The sequence below is a fragment of the Bacillus sp. JJ1532 genome, from assembly GCF_036965085.1.
Taxonomy (GTDB): domain Bacteria; phylum Bacillota; class Bacilli; order Bacillales; family Cytobacillaceae; genus Cytobacillus.
In genome coordinates this window covers 60,956-75,432 of sequence record NZ_JBALOW010000044.1, presented here as the reverse complement: position 1 = coordinate 75,432, position 14,477 = coordinate 60,956, and the positions used below count along the sequence as shown (strand labels likewise).

15 protein-coding genes are annotated in these 14,477 nt (G+C 39.1%); 1 reads left to right on the top strand and 14 read right to left on the bottom strand.

The annotated features are described in order from the left end of the window. Window positions 1-322 precede the first annotated feature (322 nt). The 8 genes from V7122_RS15155 to V7122_RS15120 form a co-directional block, all read right to left on the bottom strand. Window positions 323-556 carry an acyl carrier protein gene (locus V7122_RS15155; RefSeq protein WP_335344376.1) on the bottom strand — a complete coding sequence of 78 codons (234 nt, stop codon included), beginning with the start codon at window positions 554-556 and terminating at the stop codon, window positions 323-325. Window positions 557-668: 112 nt separating this feature from the next. Continuing rightward, on the bottom strand, window positions 669-1,412 hold the full coding sequence (fabG, locus tag V7122_RS15150) for a 3-oxoacyl-[acyl-carrier-protein] reductase (protein WP_335484412.1): 744 nt from the start codon (window positions 1,410-1,412) through the stop codon (window positions 669-671). Continuing rightward, window positions 1,409-2,356, bottom strand: coding sequence for an ACP S-malonyltransferase (gene fabD, locus V7122_RS15145; RefSeq protein ID WP_335527421.1), 948 nt, complete (start codon window positions 2,354-2,356; stop codon window positions 1,409-1,411). Before fabD ends, fabG begins: the two co-directional genes overlap by 4 nt. Before the next feature lie 26 nt (window positions 2,357-2,382). Next, window positions 2,383-3,375 carry a phosphate acyltransferase PlsX gene (gene plsX / locus V7122_RS15140; protein ID WP_335527419.1) on the bottom strand — a complete coding sequence of 331 codons (993 nt, stop codon included), beginning with the start codon at window positions 3,373-3,375 and terminating at the stop codon, window positions 2,383-2,385. Then, window positions 3,359-3,961, bottom strand: coding sequence for a transcription factor FapR (fapR, locus tag V7122_RS15135; RefSeq protein ID WP_335344380.1), 603 nt, complete (start codon window positions 3,959-3,961; stop codon window positions 3,359-3,361). Before fapR ends, plsX begins: the two co-directional genes overlap by 17 nt. A 133-nt stretch (window positions 3,962-4,094) precedes the next feature. After that, entirely contained in the window at window positions 4,095-6,143 is a 2,049-nt protein-coding gene (recG, locus tag V7122_RS15130) for an ATP-dependent DNA helicase RecG (protein WP_335527446.1), read from the bottom strand. Between the two features lie 179 nt (window positions 6,144-6,322). Next, complete coding sequence (locus V7122_RS15125) at window positions 6,323-7,999, bottom strand: DAK2 domain-containing protein (RefSeq protein WP_335527417.1); 1,677 nt, start codon at window positions 7,997-7,999, stop codon at window positions 6,323-6,325. Window positions 8,000-8,015: 16 nt separating this feature from the next. Beyond that, complete coding sequence (locus tag V7122_RS15120) at window positions 8,016-8,378, bottom strand: Asp23/Gls24 family envelope stress response protein (protein WP_335353347.1); 363 nt, start codon at window positions 8,376-8,378, stop codon at window positions 8,016-8,018. 295 nt (window positions 8,379-8,673) lie between these two features. On the opposite strand from V7122_RS15120, the gene rpmB reads away from it, so the two are divergent. Next, window positions 8,674-8,862, top strand: coding sequence for a 50S ribosomal protein L28 (rpmB, locus tag V7122_RS15115; protein WP_335347910.1), 189 nt, complete (start codon window positions 8,674-8,676; stop codon window positions 8,860-8,862). An 88-nt stretch (window positions 8,863-8,950) separates the two neighbouring features. Here rpmB and spoVM read toward each other — a convergent pair whose 3' ends face one another. The 6 genes from spoVM to V7122_RS15085 form a co-directional block, all read right to left on the bottom strand. After that, window positions 8,951-9,031, bottom strand: a complete 81-nt coding sequence (spoVM, locus tag V7122_RS15110) for a stage V sporulation protein SpoVM (protein ID WP_066289202.1) — start codon at window positions 9,029-9,031, stop codon at window positions 8,951-8,953. 97 nt (window positions 9,032-9,128) lie between these two features. Next, entirely contained in the window at window positions 9,129-9,776 is a 648-nt protein-coding gene (locus V7122_RS15105) for a thiamine diphosphokinase (protein WP_335347909.1), read from the bottom strand. Window positions 9,777-10,136: 360 nt separating this feature from the next. After that, complete coding sequence (rpe, locus tag V7122_RS15100; RefSeq protein WP_335347908.1) at window positions 10,137-10,793, bottom strand: ribulose-phosphate 3-epimerase; 657 nt, start codon at window positions 10,791-10,793, stop codon at window positions 10,137-10,139. Between the two features lie 2 nt (window positions 10,794-10,795). Further along, entirely contained in the window at window positions 10,796-11,677 is an 882-nt protein-coding gene (gene rsgA, locus V7122_RS15095; RefSeq protein WP_335527415.1) for a ribosome small subunit-dependent GTPase A, read from the bottom strand. A gap of 57 nt (window positions 11,678-11,734) precedes the next feature. After that, entirely contained in the window at window positions 11,735-13,723 is a 1,989-nt protein-coding gene (pknB, locus tag V7122_RS15090) for a Stk1 family PASTA domain-containing Ser/Thr kinase (RefSeq protein WP_335353345.1), read from the bottom strand. After that, window positions 13,720-14,475 carry a Stp1/IreP family PP2C-type Ser/Thr phosphatase gene (locus tag V7122_RS15085; protein ID WP_335347905.1) on the bottom strand — a complete coding sequence of 252 codons (756 nt, stop codon included), beginning with the start codon at window positions 14,473-14,475 and terminating at the stop codon, window positions 13,720-13,722. Before V7122_RS15085 ends, pknB begins: the two co-directional genes overlap by 4 nt. Window positions 14,476-14,477 lie beyond the last annotated feature (2 nt).

The following is a 14,477-nucleotide window of genomic DNA, read 5'->3' as shown; positions in this document are numbered from 1 at the left end:
TAATCGGGCCTTTACGGGCAGTTGACCTCCCACTTAAACTTCTTTGATTCATCTAAAGTTTTGAGGTGGGAGTCTTACTGCCCGTTAATCTGCGATAAATTTAAACAATACTAATAACGAGTTTACTGAAAAACAATGAAATATGCAAAAAAGCATAAGAAAGCCCCGTTATTGAACGGAGCTTTAAAAGACAAACGTATTTTCTGTCCGCCATTACCTAATCTAATGTCAAGTAATAATGGACAAAAAATACGACAAAATGATATACAGTGAGGGTAGATACCCCCACTGAAAAAGTATTGCTTACTTGTAAACTGATGATTTATTGCTTTGCACTTATGTAACTTACAGCGTCACCGACTGTAGCAATTTTTTCAGCGTCATCATCAGAGATTTCCATATCGAACTCATCTTCTAATTCCATTACTAATTCAACTACATCAAGGGAATCAGCGCCAAGATCATCTTTGAATGAAGCTTCTAATTTTACTTCAGACTCTTCAACACCTAAACGGTCAACGATAATCTTTGTTACTCTTTCTAATACTTCTGCCATGCTTGTTCACCTCCCCTCAAGATATTATAGTGTATTTTAAGTAAATAATAAATGTACTTTATTATTATTTTAAATAGTTTACTTAAAAAAATGTATCCGTGTACGCGCGTTGCTACATAACCATGCCGCCATCAACATGAAGTGTCTGACCTGTCATGTATCGGCTATCTTCTGAAGCGAGGAAAACAACAACATTAGCAATATCTGAAGGCTCTCCAAACCGAGCTAACGGAATTTGCTTTAACATCGCTTCCTTTACTTCCTCTTGAAGCTTATCCGTCATGTCAGTTGTAATAAATCCAGGGGCAACAGCATTAACGGTTATACCACGAGAAGAGAGTTCCTTAGCGGATGTTTTTGTAAGTCCGATTACACCGGATTTAGCAGCAACATAGTTTGCTTGACCAGGATTGCCGCTGACTCCGACAATTGATGAAATATTAATAATTCGCCCGCTTCTTTGCTTCATCATTTGTCTTGTTACAGCTTTTGTACATAGGAAGACACCTTTAAGATTAATATTAATTACATCATCCCACTCGTCTTCCTTCATTCTCATCAAAAGATTATCCTTTGTAATCCCAGCATTATTAACAAGAATATCAAGTTTTCCAAAAGCGTCAATTGTTTCCTTTACCATATTCGCAACCGACTCACTATTGGAAACATCACATTGAACCGCTATGGCACTTCTGCCCATTTCCTTAATTTCAGCAACTACCTGATTAGCTCTTTCTTCACTGCCTGAGTAATTAACCGCAATATCTGCACCTTGTCTAGCCAATTCCAAAGCTATTTCTCGGCCAATTCCTCGGGAAGCACCTGTTACTAGAGCTATTTTTCCTTCAAGCTTCATTGTATTTCCTCCTTTAAGGACTCTATAACTGCTGTACATGTCTCTTGATCGGAAACGGCAAAAATCCGAACACTTTTATTGATTTTCTTTACTAGACCAGATAAAACTTTGCCTGGGCCAATTTCAATGAAAGTATCTACACCTAATGAAATCATCTTTTGAACTGAATCCTCCCATAGAACAGGTGAATAAAGCTGAGCTATTAATTTTTCCTTAATTTCCTCTTCAGATGTTATTTCATCAGCTGTCACATTTGCTATTACTGGGATTTCTGCATTCTTTACTTCTATTTCATCTAGAATTTTTTTAAACTTTTCTGCAGCTGGCTTCATTAAATCCGAGTGGAATGGGCCACTTACTACTAGCGGCATCACACGTTTTGCACCGGCTTCCTTTGCCTTCACTGATGCGATTTCAACACCTTTTCTTGATCCGGAAATAACAATTTGTCCAGGACAGTTCAAATTTGCCAGCTGCACTGAATCACCTTCATCGGTAATCTTCTCTGTTACTGTGCGAAGAGTTTCTCGGTCTAAGCCTAAAACTGCAGCCATCGTGCCTTCACCATTAGGAACTGCCTCTTCCATATATTCCCCTCTTTTTCGAACTGTGTACACCCCGTCCTCAAAAGAAATCGCTCCCGCAGCAACAAGTGCTGTATACTCACCTAGACTGTGGCCAGCAACAAAATCCGGTTTGATCCCAGATTGTTTAAAATAATTCAGGACAGCTATACTTGTTGTAAGTAATGCAGGCTGCGCATTTGTTGTTAAAGTCAGCTCTTCCTGCGGCCCTTCAAAAATAAGCTTTGAGAGCGAAAAGTTTAACTTTTCATCTGCTTTATCGAAATATGATTTTACTGTTTGATCAGCATCCGCTAGAGTTTTTCCCATTCCTACAGTTTGGGATCCTTGGCCTGGAAAAAGAAATGCAATTTTCCCCATTGAGACACTCCTATTCTTTATTAAAATTATTTTGAGTTATGCTTTTCGACAACTTCCTTGATTGTTTCTGATACATGATGTGCAACCATTTCCCGCGTCTGTCTCACAGCATTGTATAGTGCATTTGCATCTGATGATCCATGTGCTTTAATGACTGGAGCCTTTAAACCAAATAGACCCGCACCGCCGTATTCAGAGTAGTCCATTTTAGATTTCAATTGGACTAAATCCGGCTTTAGAACGGCAGCAGCCAGCTTGCTTTTAAAACTGCTTGTCAATGCGGACTTCAACATTTTAAAAACGGAAAGGGCTGTTCCTTCAATAGTCTTCAGTACCATATTGCCAGTAAATCCATCTGTTACTACAACGTCTGCAGCACCTTCAAGTAAATCCCGCGACTCCACATTACCGATAAAATTCAAATTAGCATTCTGCAGCAATTCATATGTATCCTTTGTAAGCTCATTTCCCTTTTTTTCTTCTGTACCAATGTTAAGGAGGCCAACTCTTGGATTGGAAATCCCACGAACTTTTTCTGAATAGATAGATCCCATTATGGCATACTGCAAAAGATGTTCAGGCTTTGCATCCACATTAGCTCCTACATCAAGAAGTAAAAATCCCTCTCCGCCAATCGTTGGCAAGGTTGGGGATAATGCTGGTCTTTCTATCCCCTCTATTCGACCAACTACAAAAAGGCCTGCCGCCATTAAGGCACCTGTGTTTCCAGCTGAGATACAAGCATCAGCTTTACCATCAGAAACGAGCTGTGCTGCTAGAACCATAGAGGCATTCTTTTTTCTGCGCACGGCCCTAACAGGCTCATCTGTTGCTAAAATGACTTCATTTGTATGTAAAATTTCAATTCGTTCCGGATTCGTTAAATATTCTTTAATTTTCGTTTCGTCCCCAACAAGGGTGATTTCAATATCCTTATATTCAGCAGCAGCTTTCATGGCTCCAAGCACGATTTCTTTAGGAGCATGATCGCCCCCCATTGCATCAATCGCTATTTTCATGCTGTTGTTCATCCTTTTTTGTTTTTTTGTGAGAACGATACATATCGAATTCCCCTTTAAAAACTAACTCATTATTCACATAGCTCGCAACTTCCACGATTGTCCTGCCATTTTCAGAATCGATGCTCACAACTTTGGCCTTTGCAATGACTCTTTCCTTAAGCTTCACGGAACGGGTAAATTGAATGTTTGCTTTAGCCGTTAACGCAAGCTCGTCATTTATCATTGCTACTGCCAATGAATTGGCCTGAGCGAATAAATGATGCCCGCGGGCAATTTTGTTCCGCCTAAAAACATGTTCTTCTTTAATATCTAAAATTGAAATAGCCGTTTTATCTAATTCAATATCAATAATTTCTCCAATAATTTCTTCAATGGGCAAGGATCGGACTTCATCATCAAACCGTTTTTCTGCTACATGCTTTATTCGTTCACGCAGCTCAGGAATGGATAATTCCAGCCTGTCCAGCCGGATTGTCTGAACACTGACAGAAAACTTTTCAGCAAGTTCTTCATCGGTTATAAAAGGATTTTCCTTGATCGTTTCCGTTAATAAAGCCTGCCGTTCTTTTTTATTTCTTCGCATCTTTTACACTCCGTCCCAGATATTAAGACTAGGTACTAATAGTAGTATATAATCACGAATAGTATATTGCAAGCAGAAATAAGCTCTGTCACACCAGAGCTCATTGAAACCACTTTATTTCTTGAAGCAATTATTAATCAAGTTTTTCACCTTCTAAAACTCCTGATTCCCTTAAGTATGCTCTTAAATATTGAAACTCTGGCATTGTCCAGAATTCATTTGATTGAATTAATTGTGCCGTATCATCTCTAGCTGTCTCTAAAGCTCGGTAATCATGCACCATATCGGCAACCTTAAATTCAGGGAGTCCGCTTTGTTTTTTTCCAAAGAAATCACCAGGCCCTCTTAGTTCCAGGTCCTTTTCGCTTAGAAGAAAGCCGTCATTCGTTTCAGTCATTATTTTCATTCGTTCTTTCCCTGTTTCTGACTTCGGATCGGCCAGAAGAATACAAAAAGATTGATCGCTGCCACGCCCGACCCTTCCTCTTAACTGATGCAGCTGGGACAAACCAAATCGTTCCGCATCATAAATGACCATCATCGTTGCATTAGGGACATTCACGCCAACTTCAACTACCGTAGTCGAAACGAGGACTTGAACTTCATTATTGCTAAATTCCTTCATTACTGCTTCTTTTTCATCTGAGTGTAATCTGCCATGCATTAATCCAACTTGATAGCGCCCATTAAAAAAGTGTGTTAATTGCGCATGTACATCGATTGCATTCTGAACGTCCAGCTTATCAGATTCCTCGATTAGCGGACAAATTACATATGCCTGATGGCCAGCATGAAGCTCCTTTTCAACAAAGCCCAATACTCTCTCAAGCATAGAAGGCTTTGCCCAATACGTTTCTATCACTTTTCTCCCTGCCGGCATTTCATCAATAATGGATACATCCATTTCTCCAAAAACAGTAATGGCTAATGTTCGAGGAATAGGGGTCGCTGTCATAAATAAAACATCTGGGTTCTCCCCCTTCTCCCTCAATACTCTTCGCTGTTCAACACCAAATCGATGCTGTTCATCTGTTATAACAAGGCCTAGTTTTTGAAATTCAACCTCATCTTGTATTAAAGCATGCGTCCCTATCAGAACATCAATGGCCCCTTCCTTAAGAAGCTGCAGTATTTCACGGCGTCTCTTTCCCTTTACCGAGCTTGTCAGCAGCTCACACTTTATCTGAAATGGATCAAGCATTTGTTTTAGTGATTCAGCATGCTGTTCCGCCAATATTTCTGTTGGGACCATTAACGCACCTTGAAAGCCCGCCGTTCTAGACGCATAAAGAGCAATCGCCGCAACCGCTGTCTTTCCAGAGCCCACATCTCCCTGCAACAACCGGTTCATTCTAAATGACGACTTCATATCAGAAAGAATTTCATTGACAACTCTTTTTTGTGCGTTTGTAAGGGAAAATGGCAATGATTGAATAAATGACTTAAGATTTTCAAGTTGATAAAGTTGACTGATGCCGTTTGACTTTTCTCTATCAATTTTTCTTAATGCCTGCATTTTTAATTGAAAATAAAAAAACTCTTCATAAACAAATCTTCTTCTTGCCTGCTTTAAATCATTTTGATCAGCAGGAAAATGCATCATGTTTAGCGCAGTTCTTCTATTCATTAGCTTGTATTTAACTAAATATATTTCAGGTAATGTTTCTTCGATATCTGTTCCAAATTGAGAAAAAGCAAGACTGATAAAGCGTCTTAACCCTTTAACCGTTACTTTCCCCTTTACAGCGTAAACAGGCTCAAAATCTTTACTTTTTATGACAGAACCAACATGCAATTCACTTGCTGTAATCGTTTGACGATGCTGGTCCCATTTTCCCGTAACCGTGACTGTATCATTAATGGAGATTTTGTTTTTCACATATGGCTGATTAAATAAAACTGTCTGTATTAGATAGTTTCCTATTAATATTCTTAACGTTAATCTTGAACGCTTTCTTCCATAATAGACAAGAGAGGGCTCGCTATGTACCTTGCCGATCACAGTCACTCTATCTTCATGCTTAACCTCTGCCAAATCCTTCTGACGGTAATCTTCATAGCGGTATGGAAAGTACTCTAGTAAATCCTTTACGGTTTTTATATTCATTTCTCCTAATGCTGCTGCGGTTTCTTCTCCAATCCCTTTAACGGCCGTAACTGGAAGAGTCATATTTGGCTTCAATACTTTATGATGATTAGACAAAGATCTCACCTCCAGCTTCCGAATCTATTTCATCAATAAATGAGTCATCCCTAACTTTATTTAGCCAAAAAAGAAGGGGAGGCCCCTTCTTTTCTGTGTGTAAGATCAACAGATAACTCCTTCAATTACAAAGAAGGCGCTTTCGTTATCATTTCTCATTATTCAATTGCAAAAATAAATGCATATAGCGGCTGTTTTCCATCATGTATTTCAATTTCAACCTCTTCAAACTCTTCTTCTACAAAACTGACGATGGCTTCCACATCTTCATCAGAAGCATCCTCACCTTTAAGGATTGTTAAGATCTCCGAATCCTCATCAAGCATGCTAGTAAGTAGATCTTTTGCTGCCCGGACTTTATCTTTATTTTTGACTAGGATTTTCCCTTCGGCGATGCCCATGAAGTCATCCTTTTCAATTTCAAGACCTTCAATGCTTGTGTCTCTTACAGCAAATGTAATCTGTCCCGTTTTTACATGTTGAAGTGCTTCTGTCATTCCGTCCTTATTTCGGACTAAATCAGCGCTTGGATTGAAAGCAAGCAATGCTGACATCCCTTGTGGAACTGTCTTTGTCGGAATGACAATAACCTCTTGTTCTGCGACTTCCGCAGCCTGCTCAGCCGCCATAATAATATTTTTATTATTAGGAAGGATAATGACCTTTTTGGCATGGACCTCTTCAATCGCCTTCACAATGTCTTCTGTACTCGGGTTCATCGTCTGGCCGCCTTCTATAACTGCATGGGCGCCAATACTGCGGAATAGGTCAGCAATGCCCTTTCCCATTGAGACAGTAACAATTCCGTATTCCTTTAATTCTTTCGATACAGGTGCAGAGCTTGCTTGAGTTTGAGCCCCTTCAACTAAGTTGGTATGTTGCTGGCGCATATTTTCGATTTTCATATTGATAAGGCTTCCATAACGCTGCCCATAGGATAAACATTCACCAGGCTGTTCTGAGTGAATATGAACCTTAACAAGCTCATCATCTGCTATAACTAATAAAGAATCTCCAAATTTACTTAAGTCCGTTCTAAACACTTCTTCCGAGAATGGACTTTTCGTAAGCTTCTCTGATTCAAATCTGACCATAAATTCGGTGCAATAACCAAATTCAATATCTTCTGTATTCATAAAGCTATGTATGTTTTTGTGATGCTCTGCGCTAACCAAATCTTCCATTCTTGGAAATGCTGACGGACTGTCAGGAAGTTCTTCACCCTTTAATTGAGCCAGGAATCCTTCATAAACAAAGACAAGCCCTTGACCTCCGCTATCAACTACCCCTACCTCTTTCAAGACGGGCAGCAAGTCTGGAGTGCGGCTGAGAGATGCCTTTGCCTCTTTGATGACTTCTTCCATTAAGGCAATAAGGTCATTTTCGTTTTTGGCTGCTTGCACTGCTTTTTTTGCTGAGTCTTTTGCTACTGTCAAAATGGTTCCTTCAACAGGCTTCATAACTGCTTTATATGCCGTTTCTACTCCACTTAGAAGTGCATCAGCAAATTCTTTGCTATTAATTTCAGCCTTATGCTCAATGGCTTTAGAAAATCCTCGGAAAAGCTGGGATAGAATAACCCCTGAGTTCCCGCGTGCACCCATAAGCAATCCTTTAGAAAGTGCTGAACCAACCTTACCAATATGGTCTTGAATATTATTCTTTACTTCTTTCGCTCCTGATGTTAAGGACAAATTCATATTTGTTCCAGTATCACCATCAGGAACTGGGAAAACGTTAAGTGAATCAACATATTGGGCATTTGCGGATAAGTGTTTGGCTCCCGTTATGACCATATCTGCGAATCGTTTTCCATCTAGTGCTTTAATTGACACAAGTCTTTCCTCCTCACTACGAGTTCGTCACGCGAACTCCTTGAACGTAAATATTAACCGAGTCCGTGCTAAGTCCAACTGTTTTATCTAGGATGTATTTGACCTTTGATTGCACGTTGTGAGCAATCTCGGAAATTTTCGTTCCATAACTTACTATAATATACATATCAATATGTACTTCGTCTTCATCCTGTCTAACAATAACTCCACGTGTAAAATTTTCTTTACGCAAAATATCAGTTAGTCCGTCCTTTAGCTGATTTTTGGAGGCCATTCCTACAATTCCATAACAATCAACTGCAGCCCCACCTGCAATTGTTGCAATTACTTCATTCGAAATATCAATTTGACCGAATTTCGTATTAAGTTCGATGGACATCTTACTTCCCCCTTTGGAAAATACTCCTTGGCTAAAATCATTTTACTATATACTTTGTCATTTTGAAAGCTAGACTCTAGCCTCCTTATTATAACTTACCGCTCTATAGTGTATGTCAAGGATTTTTTCTTGAAAGACACCTATTGCAATATGAAGGGTTGTATGATAAATTATTAAAGTATCTTTTAATGTCTACAAATTTATTAATTTCGAGACATTAAATCAAAATGGTCATCTAACATAGCAATGAAAGCATGAAAAATAGCTTCAGCTTATGTGTAAGGAGGGAAATAATATGCCACGTAAATGTGTAGTCACTGGTAGAAAAACAACAACAGGTAATGCACGTTCCCATGCAATGAACGCTAACAAGCGTACTTGGGGTGCAAACCTTCAAAAAGTACGTATCCTTGTAGACGGTAAACCAAAGCGTGTTTGGGTATCTACAAGAGCGCTTAAATCTGGTAAAGTAGAACGCGTATAATATGAAAAGACATCCATTTGGATGTCTTTTTTAAATGCAATAAATAAAGCACCCTTGACAGGTGCTTCGTTTTCTTGCTCGACTCGCTTCAATTTTTCTTAAAGGTTCCTAACATTGCGCGTACGATACCGCCTAAAAATCTAGGCAGTTTAATTGTATAAAATCTCATATCACGTGTCCCTCCTCACGATCTCACACATCCATCTTATCCTTCGCCATTATCATCTTATTCAAATAAATATGATAAGTACTAATAATTTGGGAACTTAATCTTTACTTCTTACAACCATTATTATGCCTTTTGAAAATAAAAAATTCCCAATATCGTTAATAAGTTCATTACTAATACATAGCGTGGACCCCATAGGAACATGCTGATCCTTTAATGGATACTTAAATCCTTTTAAGGTCAGACCGGTAATTTCCATAGTTAGAGGGATAAAAGAAACATATTTAAACTGAAGGTTTCTCCTGATTTCATGATTTCCCGGTCCTTTAATATAGATGATATTACTTTGGTCAATAATTTCGATTTGAGTATCTTCATCTTGAAGTAATGGTTTAACAAGAAGCTGTATATTAGCTAAAAAGTGGTCTAATCTTCCGCCCGTTGCCCCAAATATGCGAATTAATTCGGGCTTCTGTTTGATTGCCCAGTTTAATGCTAATTCCATATCCGTTTCATCTTTCTCAGGCATGTACCGTTTCAAGTCTGCAATATGCTCCTCAATCATGGCCATTTCCTCATCTGAAACCGAATCAAAATCCCCAAAAGCGATCGATGGATGTATCTCGAATGAGAGAAGGGGTAAGACGCCTCTATCAACTCCTACCCAAATATCCCCTTCTTGCTTGTAAATACTCAAATTTGGCAGCAGGGTTACCGGACCACCCGCAAGTATATTAATAATCACTTTTACCATCTCCATTATAAAAAGCGCAAGCGCCTCGGTCACCCCCGACAAGCACAAGACGAGCCTCACGGAAAGGTGAGCTCTGCCTTTCAGGATTGGCTTGTGACCTTGAGGTAAACAAAAACGCGGCGTCCTCCCAAAAGCTCTACTTTTGGTCGTGCGATATATTGCTGTCGAAGACTTCCTTATCCTGTCGCATTGTCGACACTAGTACGTCCTGTACGTCGAGGGTAGGCGCTGGAGCTAGACTGTTCTCAAAGTCGTGTAAACTTACACTTTCTCGCTATTGGAAAAAAGGCTGACTCATATTATGGGGAAAACCCCATAATGGAGTTGTTCCCTCGAGTCAGCCTTGAAAATTTAGTGAATCATATTGCCTTTTATTGCTGCAATTGCTTTGGCTCGATCCTTTTGACTGTATACAGCGGAACCTGCAACTAAAACATTAGCACCTGCCTCAATACATAGCTTTGCCGTTTCTTCATTTACTCCGCCATCTACTTCAATTTCAATGTTTAATCCTTTTTCGTCTGCCATCCTTTTGACTTCTGTAATTTTTGGAAGAACAGATGAAATGAATTTTTGACCGCCAAAGCCAGGGTTAACTGTCATAAGCAAGACCATATCAACATCCTCGATGATGTGCTCAATCGTATTTACCGGTGTTGCTGGATTTAATACAACACCAGCCTTTACTCCCAAGGACTTAATAAAATGTATAGTCCGATGGAGATGTCGGCATGCTTCCACATGGACGGTAATATAATCCGCTCCCGCTTTCGCAAATGCCTCAATATATTGATCAGGATTTTCAATCATCAAATGGACGTCTAAAGGCAGCTTTGTAACCGGTCTTATCGCTTCAACGATAAGCGGACCAATCGTAATATTTGGAACAAAGTGTCCATCCATTACATCCACATGGATATAATCTGCTCCCCCTTTTTCTACATCCTTTATTTCTTCCCCAAGTTTGGCAAAATCAGCTGATAATATCGATGGTGCAACTTTCACCATAATTAGTACCTCGGCTTTCTATCTTTAATTTCCTGCAAAAATGTTTTGTAGTGTTCATATCGATAAAGTGGAATTTCATGATTATCTACCGCTATTTTCACTGCGCATTTTGGTTCTGCTAAATGAAGACATCCTCTGAATTTACAATCCTCACTATGCTGCTGAAATTCGGGAAAACAGAAATTTAAATCTTCCAACTCAATATCGGTAAACTCCAATGAACTAAACCCTGGAGTGTCGGCAACTAGACCGTTGCCAACACTTATTAATTCAACATGTCTAGTAGTATGTTTCCCCCTGCCTAAATGAGAGGAAATATCATTTGTCTTTAATTCAAGATCTGGCCTTAAAGCATTTAGCAAGGAGGATTTTCCTACTCCTGATTGTCCGGCAAAAACAGAGATTTCGCCATCCAAAAATGGTGACAATTCTTTAATCCCTTCCTCTGTTTCAGAAGAAGTTAATAAAACTTGATAACCAGCATTTCGATACTCATTCGCATAGGTTTGGATTTCCTCGTTTTGTTCATCATTTGTTAAATCCATTTTTGTAATACAAATAATCGGTTTAATATGATTAAATTCTACCAATACAAGAAACCGGTCTAGCAGTGACGTACTAAAGCTTGGTTCAACTGCTGAAAATACAAGAATTGCTTGATCTACATTAGCGATAGGCGGCCTGACAAGCTCATTTTTCCGCTCTTTTACTTCTAATATATAGCCTTCTTTATTATTTTCAGCTTGAAAAACGACTTCATCACCGACAAGAGGAGTCACATTATTCTTCCGAAATACTCCCCGTCCACGGCATTGGACAGTTTCATTATCACTTATTACATAATAAAAACCGCTTAATGCCTTAATAATTTTGCCCTCAGGCATAGCAACACTCCTTACTCTTAAGTTTATTTAACATTCGTTTGAGGAGCACCTTTAACATTATTCCGAAAATGGCACGTATTGCTGATCAATTAACTCATTGTCTCTTCTTACTTGGTAAACTGCTTGTTGTCCAGCAGCAATCGTAAATTCGAGTGTAAATGTCCTAGTCTCTGTAATGTACTCCGTTAAAGCGGGTTCATTCAAATCACTTACCATGTCATCAATATAAATTTGAACTTCCTGTGGATGGCCATCCTCAGAAGGCGCATATGGAACAATGATATCTTTACGAACTATTTTTGGCGGTATTTCCTCTTTCCCTTTAGAAATAACGACCTTCACTTTTTTCCCTTTTGATAACTCCGTGCCTGAAGGAGGATCTTGCGAAATAACATTTCCTTCCTGTACATCATTTGAGTACGCCTCTGTTATTTCAATTATTATCCCATAATCTGCCTCATACTCTTGGAGCCCTTTTTTATTGTACCCTTTTAAATCTTTTAATGTTATTGGAGTAGGTCCCTTACTTACGATAAATTCTAGTACCGTTTCCTCAGGAATGACTGATTCACCTTTTTCGATGTTTTGGTCGATTATTTTCCCTGAAGGAATGACCTCATCATATACTTCCTTTTTATCAATAAATTTAAAATCTTCTACTCCTAATAACCTAAACACATCATCATAAGAGTGATCGGTATAATCTGCCATTTCAAACTTTTCCTTGCCCAAGCTTTCATAAATATCAATATCTGAACCTTCTTTAACAGTCTTTCCTGCTTTAGGTTCAGTCCTAATGACTAGGCCTTCATCCCATTCCTCATCGTTTATCCGAATTGGTTCATTTACGTGAAATCCTGCCGCTTCCAGCTCAGCAATTGCTTTATCAATTTCATCGCCAGTTAAGTCTGGAACTTCCACTTCCTTTGGTGAAAATAAACCGGGAAGAACAAAAACTACTAAAATTCCTAAAATAATTAGGCCAATAAAAGTAGAAACTAATATTGCTGGCCATTTCTTTTTCTTTTCCTTTTTCTTTTCCTTTTTCTTTTCCTTTTTCTTTTTCTTTTCCTTTTGCGGTTTAGTATCATCAGCATGGTGAACGGCTTTCCCGTGAACAACTGTCTCATCTCTAGCCGGAAAAGAATGCTCATCTGTAATAATAGGAATAGCCTTTGTTGCATCATTATCGACCGGGATCATAAAAATTGCCTCATCTATTCGATCCGGATCAAGGCTTGAGCTTAAATCGTCCTCCATTTCTTCCGCACTTTCATAGCGATGAAATGGATCTTTTGCCGTTGCTTTTAATACAATGTTTTCAAGGCTTTGCGGTATGGATGGATTCCATCTCCTTAATGAAGGTGTTTCAGATTGCAAATGCTTTAAAGCAATGGAAACAGCTGACTCACCCGAAAATGGCAGCCTTCCCGTCAGCAACTCAAACATCACAATTCCAAGAGAATAAATATCAGACTTCTGGTTTGCCATCCCGCCTCTTGCTTGTTCGGGCGATAAATAATGAACAGACCCAAGAACTGAATTCGTCTGGGTTATGCTTGTCGCACTTAAAGCCATAGCGATGCCGAAATCTGTAATTTTTACATTTCCGTACTGGTCTATTAATATATTATGAGGTTTAATATCTCGATGTATAATATGATTTTGATGAGCATGAGCAATGGCAGAGGTCAGCTGCTTCATAATCTCAATTACTTTTTCAACACGGACAGGACTGTTTTGCAGTATGTATTGTTTCAATGTTTGTCCATCGACATATTCCATGACAATATAATAAAGAGAATCCTCTTCACCGACATCGAAGATACTAACGATATTAGGGTGAGCAAGACTTGTTGCCGATTGAGCTTCTCGGTGAAAACGACGAATGAACTCCTCATCATTAGCAAAATCAAGGCGAAGCATCTTAACTGCCACATCACGGTCAAGAATCATATCATGAGCTAAATATACATTAGCCATACCGCCTCCGCCGATGACCTCAAGAATCTTATACCTTCCGCTAATTCTTTTTCCAATCATCATAGACGTTCACCAGACTCATTATCAAAAAATTCAACAATGGCCAATGTAATATTATCCTCGCCGCCATGATTATTAGCTAAATCAATAAGAGCAGCAGCCTTTTCTTCCAATCCTTGACTATCCGTAAGTATATGAATCATTTCTTTCTCCGTCACCTTATTGGAGAGACCGTCTGAGCATAAAAGCAAAAGGTCATCCTCCTCAAAAATGATTGTCTTAAAATCCATATCTACAGTTTCTTCTGTTCCAAGCGCTCTTAATACAACATTTTTCATCGGGTGATGCTCTGCATCCTCTTTTGAAATTTGTCCAGAACGGACTAATTCATTTACGAGTGAATGGTCGTCTGTTAGCTGCTGAAAACCATTTTCATTTAGAATATAGCAACGGCTATCCCCAATATTAGCAATGGTAGCAAAATGTTTTGTACAAATGGCGGCAACAAGCGTTGTCCCCATCCCTTCACATTCTTTAGTATTTCTTGAATGTTCGAAGAGGACAGTATTGCCCTTTTCAATACTGATCCTTAACCATTCTTCCGCTTCATCTGCTGTCCTGATCGATTCTGTTTCTCCCCATAGCTTCTGCAAATTCGTTAAAGCCATTTCACTTGCAACATCTCCCGCACGATGACCGCCCATGCCATCTGCTACAATGGCAAGGCGCTGGCCGCTGCGGTTTAAAAATATTCCACCATTATCCTCATTATGCTGACGAATTCTGCCTCGGTCTGTCTTAAAAACAGCTTTCATCT

Coding starts and splice junctions, on each gene's coding strand:
- V7122_RS15155 (WP_335344376.1), bottom strand. CDS start 556: ATGGCAGAAGTATTAGAAAGAGTAACAAAGATTATCGTTGACCGTTTA.
- fabG (WP_335484412.1), bottom strand. CDS start 1,412: ATGAAGCTTGAAGGAAAAATAGCTCTAGTAACAGGTGCTTCCCGAGGA.
- fabD (WP_335527421.1), bottom strand. CDS start 2,356: ATGGGGAAAATTGCATTTCTTTTTCCAGGCCAAGGATCCCAAACTGTA.
- plsX (WP_335527419.1), bottom strand. CDS start 3,375: ATGAAAATAGCGATTGATGCAATGGGGGGCGATCATGCTCCTAAAGAA.
- fapR (WP_335344380.1), bottom strand. CDS start 3,961: ATGCGAAGAAATAAAAAAGAACGGCAGGCTTTATTAACGGAAACGATC.
- V7122_RS15120 (WP_335353347.1), bottom strand. CDS start 8,378: ATGTCCATCGAACTTAATACGAAATTCGGTCAAATTGATATTTCGAAT.
- rpmB (WP_335347910.1), top strand. CDS start 8,674: ATGCCACGTAAATGTGTAGTCACTGGTAGAAAAACAACAACAGGTAAT.
- spoVM (WP_066289202.1), bottom strand. CDS start 9,031: ATGAGATTTTATACAATTAAACTGCCTAGATTTTTAGGCGGTATCGTA.
- rpe (WP_335347908.1), bottom strand. CDS start 10,793: ATGGTGAAAGTTGCACCATCGATATTATCAGCTGATTTTGCCAAACTT.
- rsgA (WP_335527415.1), bottom strand. CDS start 11,677: ATGCCTGAGGGCAAAATTATTAAGGCATTAAGCGGTTTTTATTATGTA.
- pknB (WP_335353345.1), bottom strand. CDS start 13,723: ATGATGATTGGAAAAAGAATTAGCGGAAGGTATAAGATTCTTGAGGTC.
- V7122_RS15085 (WP_335347905.1), bottom strand. CDS start 14,475: ATGAAAGCTGTTTTTAAGACAGACCGAGGCAGAATTCGTCAGCATAAT.